14 protein-coding genes, 1 tRNA gene and 1 other RNA gene are annotated in these 16953 nt (G+C 40.7%); 2 read left to right on the plus strand and 14 right to left on the minus strand.

The genetic code is table 11. The features are described 5' to 3' along the window. Positions 1–161: 161 nt before the first annotated feature. From gla to HMPREF2957_RS03350, 6 genes are all read right to left on the minus strand, one after another. Positions 162–1067: an aquaglyceroporin Gla gene (gene gla, locus HMPREF2957_RS03325; RefSeq protein WP_004253806.1), complete on the minus strand. Its 906-nt coding sequence runs from the start codon at positions 1065–1067 to the stop codon at positions 162–164. A gap of 158 nt (positions 1068–1225) precedes the next feature. Continuing rightward, positions 1226–2392 carry an ATP-grasp domain-containing protein gene (locus HMPREF2957_RS03330; RefSeq protein ID WP_070677510.1) on the minus strand — a complete coding sequence of 389 codons (1167 nt, stop codon included), beginning with the start codon at positions 2390–2392 and terminating at the stop codon, positions 1226–1228. Between the two features lie 12 nt (positions 2393–2404). Then, on the minus strand, positions 2405–3145 hold the full coding sequence (locus HMPREF2957_RS03335; RefSeq protein WP_036754292.1) for an esterase family protein: 741 nt from the start codon (positions 3143–3145) through the stop codon (positions 2405–2407). A gap of 21 nt (positions 3146–3166) precedes the next feature. Then, on the minus strand, positions 3167–3991 hold the full coding sequence (locus tag HMPREF2957_RS03340) for an alpha/beta hydrolase (RefSeq protein ID WP_070677512.1): 825 nt from the start codon (positions 3989–3991) through the stop codon (positions 3167–3169). Positions 3992–4126: 135 nt separating this feature from the next. Then, positions 4127–5341 (minus strand): tRNA uracil 4-sulfurtransferase ThiI, encoded by a 1215-nt coding sequence (gene thiI / locus HMPREF2957_RS03345; protein ID WP_070677514.1) that lies wholly within the window; start codon positions 5339–5341, stop codon positions 4127–4129. A gap of 8 nt (positions 5342–5349) precedes the next feature. Then, on the minus strand, positions 5350–6492 hold the full coding sequence (locus HMPREF2957_RS03350; protein WP_070677516.1) for a cysteine desulfurase family protein: 1143 nt from the start codon (positions 6490–6492) through the stop codon (positions 5350–5352). 136 nt (positions 6493–6628) lie between these two features. Here HMPREF2957_RS03350 and HMPREF2957_RS03355 point away from each other — a divergent pair, with 136 nt between their 5' ends. Then, complete coding sequence (locus HMPREF2957_RS03355) at positions 6629–7033, plus strand: DUF6556 family protein (protein WP_070677518.1); 405 nt, start codon at positions 6629–6631, stop codon at positions 7031–7033. Between the two features lie 40 nt (positions 7034–7073). On the opposite strand, the gene HMPREF2957_RS03360 is transcribed toward HMPREF2957_RS03355, so the two are convergent. The 4 genes from HMPREF2957_RS03360 to HMPREF2957_RS03375 all read right to left on the minus strand — a co-directional run bounded on the left by HMPREF2957_RS03360 (position 7074) and on the right by HMPREF2957_RS03375 (position 13098). Further along, positions 7074–9356 (minus strand): DNA translocase FtsK, encoded by a 2283-nt coding sequence (locus HMPREF2957_RS03360; RefSeq protein WP_398577644.1) that lies wholly within the window; start codon positions 9354–9356, stop codon positions 7074–7076. A 141-nt stretch (positions 9357–9497) separates the two neighbouring features. Further along, the gene (locus HMPREF2957_RS03365) at positions 9498–11453 is read right to left on the minus strand and encodes a PTS fructose transporter subunit IIABC (RefSeq protein ID WP_070677523.1); all 1956 of its coding nucleotides are present in this window, start codon (positions 11451–11453) and stop codon (positions 9498–9500) included. Further along, positions 11450–12361, minus strand: a complete 912-nt coding sequence (gene pfkB / locus HMPREF2957_RS03370; RefSeq protein WP_006148803.1) for a 1-phosphofructokinase — start codon at positions 12359–12361, stop codon at positions 11450–11452. Before pfkB ends, HMPREF2957_RS03365 begins: the two co-directional genes overlap by 4 nt. Next, positions 12358–13098 (minus strand): DeoR/GlpR family DNA-binding transcription regulator, encoded by a 741-nt coding sequence (locus HMPREF2957_RS03375; protein WP_070677525.1) that lies wholly within the window; start codon positions 13096–13098, stop codon positions 12358–12360. Before HMPREF2957_RS03375 ends, pfkB begins: the two co-directional genes overlap by 4 nt. Before the next feature lie 161 nt (positions 13099–13259). Between HMPREF2957_RS03375 and HMPREF2957_RS03380 the strand changes: the two genes are divergently transcribed. Next, positions 13260–13347 (plus strand) — tRNA-Ser (locus HMPREF2957_RS03380). Between the two features lie 79 nt (positions 13348–13426). Here HMPREF2957_RS03380 and HMPREF2957_RS03385 read toward each other — a convergent pair. The 4 genes from HMPREF2957_RS03385 to HMPREF2957_RS03400 form a co-directional block, all read right to left on the minus strand. Further along, positions 13427–14761, minus strand: coding sequence for an Nramp family divalent metal transporter (locus tag HMPREF2957_RS03385; RefSeq protein WP_000094597.1), 1335 nt, complete (start codon positions 14759–14761; stop codon positions 13427–13429). 305 nt (positions 14762–15066) lie between these two features. Next, positions 15067–15414: a transfer-messenger RNA gene (gene ssrA, locus HMPREF2957_RS03390) on the minus strand. Positions 15415–15474: 60 nt separating this feature from the next. Continuing rightward, positions 15475–16110 (minus strand): SGNH/GDSL hydrolase family protein, encoded by a 636-nt coding sequence (locus HMPREF2957_RS03395; RefSeq protein ID WP_070677527.1) that lies wholly within the window; start codon positions 16108–16110, stop codon positions 15475–15477. A 1-nt stretch (position 16111) separates the two neighbouring features. Further along, positions 16112–16939, minus strand: a complete 828-nt coding sequence (locus HMPREF2957_RS03400; RefSeq protein ID WP_070677529.1) for a Cof-type HAD-IIB family hydrolase — start codon at positions 16937–16939, stop codon at positions 16112–16114. Positions 16940–16953 lie beyond the last annotated feature (14 nt).

A 16953-nucleotide genomic window follows, 5' to 3' on the forward strand; every position in this document is an offset into this window, starting at 1 on the left:
TATTCCTTTTTAACGTTTACTTAATACTCTATTTTACCATATTTTTGCCATATTTACAGCTTTTGATTTAAAATGAAAAAAGTCTGACGATTTCACCCTTTAATTCTAAAAGACACATCTGTACAAAAAAGAAAAAACTGGGAAAACCCAGTTTTTAAATATTATAGGTAAAGTAATTTGAAAAGTGCTACAGCGGCAATAGCAGCAGCAATCGGTGCAACTACTGGTACCCAAGCATACCACCATTTTGAATCACCCTTGTGTTCACCAAGGATTGATTTCGGAAGTACAGCGTGAAGAAGACGTGGTCCAAAGTCACGAGCTGGGTTCAAACCTGGTCCTGAAGGTCCTCCAAGTGAAGTAACCAAAGCCATTACCAAGAAACCAAGAGCCAAGTGTGCGATACCAAGACCTGGTGACAAGAATGGAGCCACTTGAGTTTTTGCTTGTTCAAGAGCTGCTGTTACTTGTTCTTGAGGAATTGTTTGACCTTGAGCAGTCGCTTGTGCCACTTGGTCATTAATCAATCCTTGGGCTTTAGAAAGCAATTCAGCACCAAAGAAGTTCTTTGTCATACCGAGTGCTGCGAAGAAAAGAACAAATGACCCAACAAACTCATTGATAAATCCGTTCACAGTTGCTGCGAAGCGTGATTCTTTTGTTCCGTGGTCGATACTTGAAATTGTTGAGAAAGTTCCCAAGATGTTATTTGGATTTTCTGTTTTCAAGTAGTAGGGACGGTGAGTTGCAACAACCAAGGCTTGTCCGAAGATTGCTCCCAAAACTTGCGCGATGATGTATTGGGCTACTTGTGACCAAGGGAAGAGACCGCTAACTGCAAGTCCAAGAGTGAAGGCTGGGTTGATGTGGTTACCAGAAACATTACCAAACATCAAGGCAGGGATCATAACCCCCATACCGTAACCAACAGCGATAACGAGCCAGCCACTTTGGTGACCTTTCGTACCTTTAAGTTCAACGTTGGCAACTGCACCATTACCCAAGATAATCAAGATAGCTGTTCCCAAAAATTCAGTGGCATATTTGACTGCCCATGTGAAATCCATTGATAGATTCTCCTTAATATTTTTTAGACAATCCCTATTCTATCAATTTTTAAACCTTTTAGCAACAGATTTTCTAAAAGAATCCAAAGGGAAAACGCTTTTATTTCAAGTCTACAAAAAAGACCTAACAAACATCCTTTGTTAAGTCCTAATTTCGATTATTCTTGACGCTGACCAAAATCCTTAATCATCTGCTCCATTTCCTCACGACTTGGTGTCGTAAGCATATAGAGATAGTCTCCTTGCAATTCAGCAAAGGCTGCCGGCATGATTTTCTTTACCTTGAACTGCTGACCATATTTAGCGAGCAAGTCTTCTTCTGAATAAACATAGTTAGCATTGGCACGACGAGATGTTGCTAAGCAATACTGGGTTTCAAACGGAGACTCTGGGAATCCTTCACCTGCAACAATAGCTGCATAGCCCTTGTACAAATCCAAGGAATGCGCATAGTTATAGACATCAATAGTGAAGCCACCGGCTGGACGGTTATTGTACTCAATGGCAATATAATCATCACCCTCACGGAAGAACTCGATGTGGAAGAAACGTTCTTTCATACCAAATTCCTTGACAATAGCCTCACCATATTTACGCAATTTTGTATCCATATCTTTAAGAACATAATAAGAATTGTCCATCTTGTAAATCATAAGATCAAGGGGTGTATGTGCATAGTCAAAGGTAGTTGAAAAGACGATATTCCCATCTCTATCCACCAAACCATCGAAGGTACAGATTTCACTAGAGGTAACAAATTTTTCAAAGAAATAAATGGTTGAGTGGTCCCATTCAGCCTTAAAGTGGTTTACATCATCTTCTGTTTCTAGTTTGAAGGTTGCTGCCGCACCTACTCCATTGTCAGGTTTTGCAATCATGGGAAGACCGATTTCTTTCACAGCTTTGTCAACATCTGCTTCTGTTTCAATGACAGCACCTGGAACAACTGGTACCCCAGCTTTTTGGAAGAGTTTTTTCATCTCAGACTTGAACTTGGTCTTCTTGAGATCTTCTGGTTTGGCACCAAAAACATTGAACTGTTCACGAAGGGCAGCATCCAACTCTAGCCAGTATTCATTGTGTGATTCAATGCGGTCAATTGGACCATGCTTATAGAAAAGAAAGGCAACTGCTCGTTTAACCTCATCGATATTTTCAAGATTATCAACTCGGAAGTACTCCGTCAAGCTATTGCGTAATGGTTCATCTAGTTGTTCGTAGGGTTCTTGCCCAATCCCTAGAACTGTGATTCCTTTATTGGCTAGCTCAATACTAAATTGCTGAAAATTTTGTGGGTAATAGGGTGAAATTACAAGATAATTCATAAGCAACTCCTTTTATAGACTCATATGACCGAGGAAATATGGCATTTGTTTACGCCACCATTCCCAGTCATGGGCAACATCGTGCCCCCATTCTGCAAACCAAGCAGGAATTTGTTTTTGGTCAAAGGCTTCTTTTAACTTGTAGTAAGAAGGCAGGCCATCCTGTTCCCAAGCACCTAGACCTGTACAAACAATAATCTCAGCCTGACGGTAACGATCGATAAACCAACCATCATTTTGATTCCAGATATAGTCTACTGGTGAATTTTGATAGATAGCATCATCGTTGTAGTAATCTCCAACAAAGAAACGAGCATCGTAGACACCACTGAGGGCGATTACCTTGGTAAAGACGTCTGGATGTTGGAGGAAGAAATTCAAAGCGTGATAGGCTCCCATAGAGCATCCTGTTGTCATCATACCGTCAAACCAGCCTGTCTTGTGCTTGATAAAAGGAATAGCTTCTTCAATCACATATCGTTCATAGGCACGGTGCATCTCAGCTTGATCATGACTATTTTTCCAAGTCGCAAGCCAGCTCTCACTATCTACACTTGAAAGGGTAAAGAACTGCACGCGACCTTCTTCAATAAAGGATGCACAAGCATCAATCATTCCAAAATCATAGTATTCATTGTGGCTACCACCTGAAGAAGCAAAGACAACAACTGGGATGCCTCCATGTCCGTATCGATTGACATACATTTCACGGTTAAGATGACCACTCCAGTGGCTAAGATGTTCAATATGCATATCCTGTCTCCTTTATACTAATTACCAATTTTCTGCAAAAAAGCGTAGACAAGCTGGAAGATTTTCTGACCATGGAATTTCATGGTGGATAGCCCCGGCTTGAACCTTGAGAGAGAGATTTTCCAACTCAACTCCTCCTGCTATCAAATCATGATAATAGCAAAGAGAAGAGTCAATATAGGCCTGCTTGATATTACCAGCCATGAGGGTCTTATCCGTGTCATCTGCTTCTTCCGTTCCAACATAGATAAAGACACGCTGGTCAGGTAATAGTTTTTTACGCTCCATATAGCGATCAAAGGCCTCTTGGTGAAGCCAGTTGGCTGATGAGAACACTCCCAAACACCCAATCTGATCCTGATACTCCAAGCCAATAAACTGAGTAATATTGCCGCCTAGAGAAGACCCAACCATAGCAGTGTGCTTACGGTCTGATTTTGTACGATAATTTTCATCAATAAAGGGTTTGACCACTTCCATGACAAACTCAGCGTACTCGACTCCCTTACCACCAAACTGTTGACCGGGAATATTAGACTCTTGGAATTTCCATGCCGCGTACTCATTCATTCGTCCTAGACCATCATTATCAATGGCCACTACAATCATACGGCTGATATCCGGATTCCGTTTAATGGTAGGAATGATCTTCCATGAATGACCGACATAGGATTCTTTACTATAAAAGACATTTTGACCATCATGGAAATAGACAACTGGATAAGTGCGATCCGTGTCCTTCTCATAGTCTTTAGGAAGGAGAACACGTACACGGCGTTCCTTACCTGTGTATGGAACCTTCAGCTTATGTTCTCGCATTTTCAGGTAAAAGTAGGATTGATTCATTGTCAGAAAACTCTCTATATTCAAAATTTTACCTAATTATATCATAAAAATAGAAAAAAAGTCAGTTTCCGTCCAAATTTAGGACAATAAACTAACTTTTTTTACTTATTTTATTTTTTCCTCTGGTTTTTCTGATTAAAGGAGGTTATCAATTAACTCATCAACCGCATCTTTCTCAGCTTGAGGGGTAATTTCAGTAATCATAATTCCTGCCACTGCTCGCTCAACCAATCCTTCAACATCCATACGGGCTTCATACTGCTCCGCATTCTTAATCTTTGGATTTGTTTTAGGACGATCAGGTGCAAAAATCGTACAACAGTCTTCAAAGGGTTGGATAGAAATTTCAAAGGTATCAATTTCCTGCGCAATATCAATGATTTCCAACTTATCCATGGTTACAACTGGTCGGATAATCGGTGTATTGGTTACGGCATTGATAGCCTGCATACTTTCTAGGGTTTGGCTTGCCACCTGACCAAGACTTTCACCATTGATGATGACCAAACCTTTTCTCACTTCACGGATTCGGTCGGTAATCCGCATCATAAAGCGGCGAGTCAGAGTCATGAGGTAGGCTTCTGGAGCCTTGGCTTTAATTTCTTCTTGGATCTCAGTGAAAGGTACTTCGATAAACTGGATATTCCCACCGAACTTAGTCAATTTACGGGTCAAATCCTGAGCTTTCTTGAGGGCACCTGGACTAGTATATGGTGGGCTAGCAAAGTGAACAGCCTCGATATCTACACCACGTTTTAGTGCAAGATAACCTGCTACAGGAGAGTCAATCCCCCCTGACAACATGAGCATACCTTTCCCAGAAGTTCCAACTGGCAAACCACCAGCACCACGAATGGTCTCATAGGAAAGATAGGCCGCCTCTTCACGAATCTCCACTTGCAGATTGATATCCGGATTTTTCATCTGGGCTTGTACATTTGGAATAGCATCAAATACTGCTCCACCAAGTGTCTGATTGAGTTCCCGACTATCTAACTCAAAGTTGTGGTCGCTACGCTTACTTGAGATTTTAAAGGTCATACCATCCTTATAGATGTCTTTCATAATCTCTTGAACAGCAGATTTAAGAACTTCTACAGATTTTTCAACCTTATACACTGGAGAAAAGTTTTGAATCCCGAAAACCTGTTTGAGAGACTCAGCTACTGCTGCATAGTCGGCTCCATTAAGATAAGCATGGGCACGGTCGCGATCAGCAGTTACCTTGACTTGAGGATAGATAGATAAAACATCTGAGATATTATTACGTAGTTTATTGATGAAACGCATACGGTTTTTACCTTTGGTTGAAAGTTCCCCGTAGCGAATCATAATTTCTGAATATTGCATGAATGCTCCTATCTTACTTTTCTAGTTTGATTGTAAATTAATTTTAGTTTGGTCAAAAATTGCTCAACTTGACTCATGTCATTTTCTAGGTCTAAGCTAAGGCGTACTGCTGACTGAGCCTTATCTTTTTCAACTCCCATGGCAATCAAGGTACCAGCAGGTTTTCCTGCCTTGGACGAGCAAGCAGAGGTTGTGGAAATGAAAATATCATGGTCTTCAAATGCATGAACGATGACTTCCCCACGAACTCCCTTAATTCCAAAAGTCAAAATATGAGGCGCAAAGTCTTCCTCACCTGAGAAAACAAAAATATCTGGATATTCGAGTAGAGCTTGACGGATGACTGCCTTCATCTGACTCGTTTTGTTAGAAAACAATTCCAATCTTTCCATAGCTAGACGCAGTGCCTTGGCTGTTGCTGCAATTCCTGCTACATTCTCAGTTGTTGAACGATAGTCACGCTCTTGGCCACCACCAGTTAATAGGGGGGTGATTTTCTTGCCAGACTTGATATAAACAAATCCAACACCACGAACTCCGTGGAATTTATGACTAGAGAAGGTCGCAAAATCCACTCGGTCAGTCAAATACTTTTCTGTCGGAATCTTAGCTAAAGCTTGAACCGCATCAACATGGAAGGAAATAGTTGGTTTATCCGCTAAAAGTTCTGAAATGGCTTGGATGGGTTGGATGGAGCCAATTTCATTGTTGACTGCCATGATAGAGACTAGCGTTGTATCAGGACGAAGTAGATTTTCTAAAGCAGCTACATCTACAAATCCTTTTTCATCTACTGGTGCAAAATCTACTTCAAACCCTTGTGTTTTCAGCCAGATAGCTGACTCCTTGACTGCTGGATGCTCAATTTCCGACACGATGATGTGTTTACCAAACTGAGCTTTTTCAAAAGCGACACCTTTGATAACCCAGTTATCTCCTTCGGTACCACCAGAGGTAAAGAAGATTTCTTCACTTTTCTTGCCAATTAAATCTGCGATCTGCTGACGAGAAGCTTCTAAAATTCTGGTAGACTGATCACCCAAACGATGAAGGCTAGATGGGTTACCAATAATTTTTGCAGACACCTGCATGTAAGTTTCAAGTACTTCAGGATAAGGCTTGGTCGTAGCCGAATTATCAAAGTAAATCATTGTTTCTCACACTTTCTAAAATCACTCCTTCTATTGTAACACGAAACAGTTCAGGCGACAAGAAATGCCGTTCAGGTTCATTTAAGTTTTTTTTAAAGATTTTGGGTATAATGAATCATGGTAAAGGAGAGAAATTATGTCTAACTATCGTAGAAAATCAAAACCTAAAACTGAACATATCAAAAAAGGCTTTACCGTCTTTCAAAAAACAATTGCAACTTTAGCCAGTATCCTTGGTTTGATTACAGCTAGTATCACTATCATGAATGCTTTAGATAAAAACAAGGATCATAAAGATACGACTACACAAACAACCATTATCAAGGAAGTTCAAAAGGAAGCTCCCGCCGAATCCAATGCACCTGAACAGAATCAAGGAAGCAACCAAGAAACTAATTCTGCAAATAGTGGAGTTGACGATAAAAACAATAATGTTCAATCAGAAGAGACTACTCAAGCTTCTAACAACATCCCAAAAAATCAAACTGATGGAGTTGCTCAATCTGATACAGTTGCGACAGACAATAAAACAAACCCTTAACAATAAAGCTTCTCTCCAGTTTCGGAAAGAAGCTATTTTTTTATTGTTGTAAGACTTTTCGAGGTTTTGTCCCTTCAGCAGGACCAATAACTCCAGCCATCTCTAATTCTTCCATCAATCGAGTGGCTCGGTTAAAACCAACAGATAGACGGCGCTGAATCATGGATGCACTTGCTTTTTGAGTTTCAATAACAAGTGCCTTGGCTTCTTCGAAAAGTGGATCTCCACCATCATCGCTAGAGCCAAAATCACCTTCTGTCTCAGATACTTCTCCTGGGTCAAAGCTTTCATCATAATCCGCATCAGCTTGAGCCTTAATGAAGTTTACGATACGTTCCACATCATCATCAGAGATAAAGGAACCTTGCAAGCGAACAGGGTGATTTTCATCGATTGGTTTAAAGAGCATATCCCCTCGGCCGAGTAATTTCTCCGCACCATTTTCATCCAAAATCGTACGTGAATCTGTTCCTGAAGAAACCGCGAATGCTACACGTGAAGGCACATTTGCCTTAATCAAACCAGAGATAACATCCACTGAAGGACGCTGGGTTGCAAGAATCATGTGAATACCAGCCGCACGCGCCTTCTGTCCAAGTCGGATAATGGCATCTTCTACTTCCTTGCTAGCAACCATCATGAGGTCAGCCAACTCATCCACAATCACGACGATTAAAGGTAGAGGCACTTGTTTGTACTCTGATTGAGCGTTGAATTCCTCAACTTTAGCATTGAAACCGGCAATATTTCGAACGCCAACCTTAGCAAATAGTTCGTAGCGGTTTTCCATCTCATCAACGACTTTTTGAAGGGCCTTACTGGCCTTACGAGGGTTGGTCACAACTGGAATCAAGAGATGAGGGATATCGTTGTATACTGAAAGCTCAACCATCTTAGGGTCCACCATCATAAACTTAACCTGGTCAGGGCGAGCCTTCATCAAAATACTTGCGATAATGCCATTAACTGCAACGGATTTACCAGAACCTGTAGAACCGGCCACTAGCAAGTGAGGCATTTTTGCCAAATCAAAACTACGAGCCGTACCATTGACTGCTTTCCCAAGAGGAATTTCTAAAAGATTTTCAGGTTTTGTTTGAGATTGTTCCCAAAGCTCACGGAAGGATACAGTTGCAATTTCCGAGTTCGGCACTTCAATCCCGACTAAGGATTTACCAGGAATTGGAGCCTCGATACGAACATCCTTAGCAGCCAAGGCTAGAGCCAAGTCGTCTGCTAGGTTAGAAATGCGATTGACACGAACGCCAACTGCTGGTTTAACCTCATACTTGGTCACCGACGGACCGATTTCAGCACGTTCAACAGTTACCTTGATACCAAAACTTGCAAAGGTTTCTTCCAAAATTTTGATATTTTCTCGAACGATTTTCTTTTCTTTAGACTGATCTTTTGGTTTATCTGGCGCAAAGAGTTGCAAGCTTGGAAGCTTATACTCCAAGGCTTTTTTAGCAGAAAAATCTACTTCAACCTCTTCGTCATCATCATCTTCAGAGAAAACTTCTTCCTCTGGATAGTCTCCTTCTTCAGGGGAATAAAAATCAGCTTGCGGGAGAATAATCTCAGGTTCTAGCCATTCCTCCTCTGGAAGTGGAGGAAATTCTTGCAGTGGTTGGTCTGATAAGATTTCTCCAGTTTCCATATCTACAGGCTGCATGTCAAGCAAAGCCTGCTCTTCTCTTTCTTTTTCAAGTCTTGCTTGCTCTTCTGCTTCTCTTCGTGCCTTTTCCTCTTCACGCTTGATAAAGCGCTCTTGTTTTTTCTGTTCACGGCGCTCCATCCAGATAGCAAATCGAGCTGAAAGAAAATCAGCAATATCATAGATAGACCATGGACTCATTAAAAGAGCTCCGATTAGGATTAAGATTGCCCCTATGAAATAGGTACCGATGTTTGAGAACAAAAAGGCTACCGGAATGTAGAGACCTACCCCTAACAAGCCACCCCCTGCAAAACTGGTTACTTGAAAACTGGTTAAATCTTTAAAGATTTGTCCAATTGTTCCTTGAAAAATAGCATTTGCCATGCTAAGCTTCCAGACAAGATAAGCTTGAAAGATGAGGAGTAAGCCTGCAAAAATAAAGAAGAAACCTGCTAGCAAGCCTTCTTGTTTATGAATCCATTTAAAAAAGAATAGATAAATCAAGAGAGAGAATATAGCTAAGTATGCTAAACTCCCTACGAGTAAGCGAATCAGGTTATAAACAGTGATTCCGACAGCTCCCCATTTAAGAGCAGCAAAAATTAAACAGATCGCCAAAGCTAAGGAAATCAACATTCGTTGAATCGCTTGTTTTCTTTCCAATTCTGCTTTAGACGGTCTTCGTCTTGTTTTAGTTGTATTCTTGTTTGCCATGCTTCTATTATATCATATTTCATGAACTTTTCGAGAGGTTAAAAAAATGACTGCCCACTTTCGTGTTCAGTCATTTGAATGTGTTTGTGATTATTTTTCTAATGGTTTACGAAGGTAACCGTAAACTACACCACTGACAATTGCTCCTACCAAGACAAAGACAAGGTAAAGAAGAGCATTTGAAGTAAGGGCGATAACGAAGATTCCTCCGTGAGGAGCCATGAGCTTGATATTTGCAAGACCAACGAGTCCACCTGCTACCGCTGAACCAAGGATAAAACTTGGGATAGCACGAGCTGGGTCTGCTGCACCAAATGGAATCGCTCCTTCAGTGATGAATGACAAGCCCATAACGATGTTCGTCAAACCAGAGTTACGTTCTTCTTTGGTAAATTTATTCTTGAAGAGAAGTGTTGCCACAAAGATTGCAAGTGGTGGAACCATTCCTCCAGCCATAACGGCTGCCATGGCTACTGAACCACCTGTTGCCACTGTTGCTGCAAGAGTACCAGTACCAAAGACGTAGGCTGCTTTATTGACAGGTCCACCCATATCGACAGCCATCATTCCTCCAAGAACGACTCCAAGAAGGACAGCTGATCCACCTTCAAGGCCACCAAGGAAGTTGTTCATACCAGTGTTGATTGCGGCCATTGGGATATTAACAGCTAGCATGACAAAGCCTGTCAAGATTGTTCCAAAAAGTGGCAAGAGAAGGATTGATTTTGCACCTTCAAGTGAACGAGGAACCTTCACGTATTTCTTAACCAAGAGTACCAAGGCACCTGCGATAAATCCACCAACAAGGGCTCCAAGGAAACCTGATGATACACCTGCAAGAGCTGAAGTTGCTTCACCACCTTGAGCGTAAGGGATTTTACCAAAGGCAAAACCTTCTTTGGCGATAGCACCAGCTACGAAACCTGCTACCAAACCTGGTTTTTCAGCGATTGAGTAAGCAACATATCCTGCAAATACTGGAAGCATCAAACCAAAGGCTGCGCCACCGATTTTCATGAACATAGAAGCAAGTTCATGGTAAGATCCAAGATTTCCGAGGCTATCATTTGGCACACCCATAGCACCATCAATCAAGAAGGCAAGGGCAATCATGATACCACCACCGATAACGAATGGCAACATTTGAGATACACCACTCATCAAGTGTTTGTAGAAGGCACCACCTATACTTTGTTTTTCATTAGATGCTGTTGAAGCTTGCGCTCCATTAGCAGCATGGTAAACTTCAGCATTTCCAGAAAGAGCAAGGTTGATCAATTCTTCAGTTTTACGAATACCGTCTGCTACTGGACGATTTACCAATGGTTTGCCATCGAAACGATCCATTTCAACTGCTTTATCTGCAGCAATAATTACAGCTTTAGCCTTGCGGATATCTTCTGCTGTCAATTGGTTACCAACACCGCTGGCACCATTAGTTTCAACCTTAATACCAACACCCATTTCAGCAGCTACTTTTTGGAGAGCTTCTTGGGCCATATAAGTGTGGGCGATACCTGTTGTACAAGCAGTTACAGCAACGATAAAGTCATCAGAACTATTTGCAGGTGCTTGAACTGGCTCTTGAGCTTTTTCTGAAGCTTGGTCAAAGAGTTCAATGACTTGGTCAGCTGATGTTACTTGACGAAGTTTGTCAGCAAAGCCGTCTTTCATCAAATATTGTGACAATTCTGCCAAGGCAGCCAAGTGAGTATCATTGGCACCTTCTGGAGCAGCAATCATAAAGAAGAGGTCAGTTGCTTGTCCGTCTAAACTTTCATAGTCAACACCCTTGTTCGACTTAGCAAAGAGAACTGTAGCTTCCTTTACAGCAGAATTTTTGCTGTGTGGCATAGCGATACCGTCGCCCAAGCCTGTAGAAGTCAAAGCTTCACGCGCTAAAATTCCTTCTTTGAAGGTTTCAAAATCTGTCACATATCCGTGTTCAACCAAGCTATGAATCATTTCTTCGATAGCTGCTGTTTTTTCAGTTGCTTGCAAATCAAGCAACATGACATCTTTTCTCAATAAATCTTGAATTTTCATCTTTTTTCTACCTCAACTTTTTCATAAGTTTCTTTAATAAATGCTGCAGTTGCCAAATCATCTGAGAAGGTGGTCGCTGTTCCACATGCCACTCCCCACTTGAAGGCTTCTACTGCGTCTTTTGATTTGACAAACTCACCCGTAAATCCAGCAACCATCGAGTCACCAGCACCAACTGAGTTTTTCACGGTTCCTTTAATCGGTTTAGCAAAGTATGCTCCATCTGATGTTACCAGAAGGGCTCCATCACCAGCCATAGAGATAATAACGTTTTGAGCACCTTTAGCCAGCAATTCTCGAGCGTATTTCTCTATTTCATCAAGGCTTTCAAGCTTGACTCCAAAGATAGCTCCCAGTTCATGATTGTTTGGTTTGACTAAAAGTGGTTGATAATCCAAACTATCAATCAAGGTTTGACCTTCAAAGTCACAGACTACTTGAGCGCCTGTCTGACGCGTCAAAGCAATTAATTCTTTGTAAACAACATTACCCAAGTTTTTAGCACTTGATCCAGCAAATACTACTGTATCTTCTGCTGTCAGACTTGAAAGAATGGCTTTTAACTCTTCAAGTTGTTCGGGCTCAACATTAGGGCCTGTCCCATTGATTTCTGTTTCTTGGTCGGCTTTAATCTTAACATTGATACGCGTATCTTCTGCCACTTGGACAAATTGCGTTTCAATTTGTTCTTCAGCTAAAGTATCTGTGATAAATTTTCCAGTAAAGCCTCCGATGAAACCTGTCGCTGTATTTGGAATATCCAAACGCTTCAAGACACGGCTAACATTGATACCTTTACCACCAGCAAACTTATCATCACTATCCATACGATTGACACTACCAACTTCCACTTTGTCCAAACGGACAATGTAGTCTATAGATGGATTGAGTGTGACTGTATAAATCATACTTCTATTACCTCCGTTTTCTCTTTGATAGCTGGCAAGAGCTCATGACCCTTGCTTGTAATCACAATAGCACGTTTTATAGGAGCTACCTTAGCAAAACAAGACTGACCAAGCTTGGATGAATCTGCTAGAACATATGTCTGTTTAGCATTTTCTAAGATAGCACGCTTGACTGCGCCCTCCTCCATATCTGGAGTTGTAAAGTAACCTTCATCTACACCATTCATTCCAATAAAGGCACGATCAAAGTGCAGTTGGTTAATCTGATTGAGAGCTACTCCTCCGATACTGGCATCAGTTGTCATCTTGACTCCACCACCGATAATGACTGTTGGGATTTGCTTATCCACTAATTGAACCGCATGGTGAATGGAATTGGTTACCACCGTAATGTCTTTTCGCTCCAATTCTTTAATGAGAAAGGCTGTCGTACTTCCTGCATCCACAAAGATAACATCTTTTTCTTTGATGAGGGAAGATGCTTTTTGAGCAATCAACTTTTTCTCTTGAAGGTTTTTGACAGATTTTTCTTGAATGGTTTCTTCTTCTTGCAAGGAGTGAGGCAACTCTGCTCCTCCATGCACTCGACGAAGTTTATTTTCAGACTCCAATTCATCTAAATCACGTCTGACCGTTGATTCTGAAGTATCTAACAAACCTACTAATTTCTCAAGTGAGACGATTTTATGCTGTTTCAATTCTTCTAAAATCACCTGTTTTCGTTCACTTTTTAGCACTAGTTTACCTCCTGTTAACGATTACATTATTCATTCTATCATAAAAAATATCAAAGTCAAGCATTTTTTGTCACTTTCTTTCATTTTCTGTCACTAGCTCCTCATCTTCAAATAAATTTGCAAGAAAGAAGGCTTTATGGTAGACTAGGTTAGTAAACAATGGAAGATTACTCAAGAGGCTTAAGAGGCCGTGTTGGAAACGCGGTAGGCGTGTTAAAGCGTGCGTGGGTTCGAATCCCATGTCTTCCGTTTATTTTCAAAAAAGATACCCAAGAAATCTTGGGTATCTTTTTTCTTATATGTTTGTTTTCTAACTTGGGTGAATTTCTTAGAAAATATCAAATAACAATTTCACATTGAGAATTGTTAAGATAATTGAAACAATATAACCAAGGATGGTATTCCATTTGGCATTGGTAAATTCGCCCATCAGTGATTTCTTAGAAGTTAGATAAATCAAAGGGAAGATTGAAAACGGAAGAGCGATTGAAAGAAAGACCTGCGAATATACCAATAACTGATCCAAGGTTTTTTCCTGATGACCAAACAGAACCGCTACAATCATGACAGGCAACAAGGCAAAGAGACGAGTTGCCAAACGAATGAACCACTGAGGCAATCTCATATGCAAGAAACCCTCCATAACGATTTGTCCAGTCAAGGTACCCGTAATTGTCGAATTCTGACCACTGGCTAATAGGGCCAAGGCAAACAAGGTTGATAAGGTTGAGCTAGCTATAGCTCCCGCAATGGTAGAATCCTGCAAGGCATTATACATTTGAGAGAAGGCAGAAATCTCGGATGCATGGCCGAAAAAGAGAGCCGCCCCGAGGATTAATAGAAGGGAGTTAACGATAAAGGCCAAGGACAGTTGAAGATTTGAATCCCAGGTCATAAAGCGCACGGCTTTTCGAACATCATTCTTGTCCTTGTGATTGATTTTCCGAGTTTGAGACAAGGAAGAATGCAAATAGAGGTTATGGGGCATAACCGTTGCTCCCACGATCCCTAGTGCCAAGGTTAATTGACTTTCATGCCCTGGCAAGGGACTTTCAAATAAGGTTGCATTCGGTAGATAACCCTCAACGATTCCTTGGAAGCTTGGATGTGACAAAGCTACTAGATAGGTAAAAATTGCTAGAATGGTTAAAATCAGTGTTGTCACAATAGCTTCAATCTTCTTAAAGCCAAATTTCATCAGAAGCAATAAGAGAAAAACATCCAACACGGTCAAGAGAATTGCTATCATAATCGGAATCTTAAAGAGAAGATTGAGAGCAATCGCTGAACCTAGAACTTCTGCCAGATCTGTCGCCATCAAGGCTAATTCTAAAATCACCCATAGACTATAACGAAGCCATTTAGGTGAATGATGAGCCGTTGCTTGAGCCAGGTCCATCTGGGTTACAATACCAAGCTTTCCTGCCATCTGCTGAAGTTGCATGGCAATGAGAGATGAAATCAAGATAACAAACAAGAGACTATACTTATAGGAAGCACCACCGACTACACTGGTAATCCAGTTTCCTGGATCCATATAACCAACTGCGACAAGAGCACCCGGACCTAAAAAGGCCTTTAAATTTTGCCAGAAATGATTGTTATTTGGAGTATCGATAGATTGATTAATCTCAGAGAGTGACACTTTTTTATGAGAAGACATAGATACTTACCTCTTTCTAAACCTACTTTTTCATTATTTTCTATTAGAGAAAAATAAGATTGACTTTAAACTATTAAAACAATGAAAACTATATGAAAAACATTTAGTTTTTTCATTATTTTTCTTAAGGCACCTTAATTATAACAGAAAATATGATAAAAACTTAAGAAAATTCAGGACTTGATTTAATATTTAGGATACAACAAAATGTTGTATTCTTTTTTTGCAAAAGAATACCAAAGAATAAAATAAAAAACGTTGTAAAAACAACGTTTTAGAAAGATTTACAAAACAATGTAAATTATCAATGGAGCCGGTGGGAGTCGAACCCACGTCCAAACACCTGCTAACATATTTGTCTACAACCATAGGTTATGTATTGTTTTAACAATCCCTCGACACATAACTCAAGCCTAGGAACTGCGAGTCTATAAATCTCTTACCAAACTGCTAGACAAAGCTTGATCGTATCTCGCTAATAATAAGACCCATCATCAGACACGAGCAATCCGAATCGGGTCACGCCTGCTGGTTTTTAGGCAGCTAGAGCGTAAGAAGTGTTATTTTTTGCAGTTATATTTAACTGAGCGTTTACGTCGCCACACGAGTCGCAAAATATGCCTCATAATGCCTGTCGAATCCGTAACGACCCCAAAGACTATAAAGATATTATACCTTATCTAGGTTAAAAAAGCAAAAATGCAAGTAGATGTCTAGAAAAGTCTAGTTTTCAAGATTTCTGATAGAGCCTGATAGCCAGAAACGCTAAGGTGAAGCCCATCTGTTGTATAGTCAGATTTGAGTTGCCCTTCCTGATCGAGTAGCTCTTCAAAAGCAGACACATATTCTACCTGCATGTATGCAGAAGCTAGCTCTTGATAGGCTTGGTTCCAGGCCTTGATTTTCTCATTTGTGCGAATATAAACTGTCTGTTTGTATTCTTCCCCTTGATGAACTGGCAGAATAGAAACTAGCTTAATCTGTGACAGCGGATAGTCACGAGAAATACTTTGAATTACACTTTCAAGATTCGTTAATGCTTGACTCATTGGAACATCTTTCCCGATGTCATTGGTCCCAATCAAAAGCACAATTTGATCCACTGCATCACCATAGAGGTGGGCATCAAGGTTATCTAGTAAAAGTCCAGTTTGATAGCCTCGAATACCTCGGTTCACAATGGTCTTTGTTGTCCCTAGTAATTCTTGCAAGGGATAATACTCAACAATAGAATCTCCAATAAAGATGATATCTGGTTCAATTACAGAAATCTGGTTGAGTTCACGATACTTGGTTTGGATTTTCTCCTGCTCTTTTAAGAGCCAATTTTCTAATAGCTGTACTGCCAAGTTATTCTCCTCTTTCTAGCCAGTTCTCTAAAACTTTGTAAACACCCGCCTGACTGTTGGCTGGAGCTACTTTTGTCGCAACTCTCTTAACAGCCTCTTCTGCATTTTCCATAGCGTATGAAATTCCGGCCAACTCTAACATTTCAATGTCATTTTCACTATCACCGAAGGCCATGATTTGTTCAGGTTTTAAGTTCCAACGTCTGAGTAATTCTACTAGCCCCCACGCCTTATGAATCCCATCTTGTAAGATATCAATACAGCCATAACCGCTGGAAACAGCTCGCACATGCCCATCAAACAAGTCATTAATTTCCTGTAAAACCGAATCGGATCGTTCTTCACCAACTACCATACTCATCTTGAGAACACCACCGAAGAGATTAGAGTCAAATTCATCGACAAAGTTCATTCGTTGATAGAGCTTCTCAATCATCTCTGGAGTCATAAATTTATCAAGTTCTGTAAAAACAGTACCTTTCTTTACAAAACCACCATTCATCGCAGTTACGACAAACTGATCCTGACATTCTCTACCTTTAAAATGAGCTAAAGCCCTATCAACCATGGCATCATCCCAAGTTTGTGCTTGAATCAATTCATTATTTTCGAATATCCGAGCACCATTAGCAACTACCAGAACGACTCTTTCTGCTAGATGTCCCAGTAATTGTCGCATACGATGAACTTCATTTCCAGTCGCAATGACAAACCGAACGCCACGGTGGTCCAGCTTATCCAAAATTTTCTCTAAGCGAGGAAGGTCTAGTTGACCTCTTGGATCTAACAAAGTACCATCCATATCCGTTGCTACTATCTTAATTTCCATTTTGTCTCCTTGAG

It is taken from the genome of Streptococcus sp. HMSC062D07, from assembly GCF_001814215.1.
Classification (GTDB): domain Bacteria; phylum Bacillota; class Bacilli; order Lactobacillales; family Streptococcaceae; genus Streptococcus; species Streptococcus infantis_I.

What these genes read in the sequence shown, in the direction of transcription:
- gla (WP_004253806.1), bottom strand. Translation starts at nt 1,067, where the DNA reads ATGGATTTCACATGGGCAGTCAAATATGCCACTGAATTTTTGGGAACA.
- HMPREF2957_RS03330 (WP_070677510.1), bottom strand. Translation starts at nt 2,392, where the DNA reads ATGAATTATCTTGTAATTTCACCCTATTACCCACAAAATTTTCAGCAA.
- HMPREF2957_RS03335 (WP_036754292.1), bottom strand. Translation starts at nt 3,145, where the DNA reads ATGCATATTGAACATCTTAGCCACTGGAGTGGTCATCTTAACCGTGAA.
- HMPREF2957_RS03340 (WP_070677512.1), bottom strand. Translation starts at nt 3,991, where the DNA reads ATGAATCAATCCTACTTTTACCTGAAAATGCGAGAACATAAGCTGAAG.
- thiI (WP_070677514.1), bottom strand. Translation starts at nt 5,341, where the DNA reads ATGCAATATTCAGAAATTATGATTCGCTACGGGGAACTTTCAACCAAA.
- HMPREF2957_RS03350 (WP_070677516.1), bottom strand. Translation starts at nt 6,492, where the DNA reads ATGATTTACTTTGATAATTCGGCTACGACCAAGCCTTATCCTGAAGTA.
- HMPREF2957_RS03355 (WP_070677518.1), top strand. Translation starts at nt 6,629, where the DNA reads ATGTCTAACTATCGTAGAAAATCAAAACCTAAAACTGAACATATCAAA.
- HMPREF2957_RS03365 (WP_070677523.1), bottom strand. Translation starts at nt 11,453, where the DNA reads ATGAAAATTCAAGATTTATTGAGAAAAGATGTCATGTTGCTTGATTTG.
- pfkB (WP_006148803.1), bottom strand. Translation starts at nt 12,361, where the DNA reads ATGATTTATACAGTCACACTCAATCCATCTATAGACTACATTGTCCGT.
- HMPREF2957_RS03385 (WP_000094597.1), bottom strand. Translation starts at nt 14,761, where the DNA reads ATGTCTTCTCATAAAAAAGTGTCACTCTCTGAGATTAATCAATCTATC.
- HMPREF2957_RS03400 (WP_070677529.1), bottom strand. Translation starts at nt 16,939, where the DNA reads ATGGAAATTAAGATAGTAGCAACGGATATGGATGGTACTTTGTTAGAT.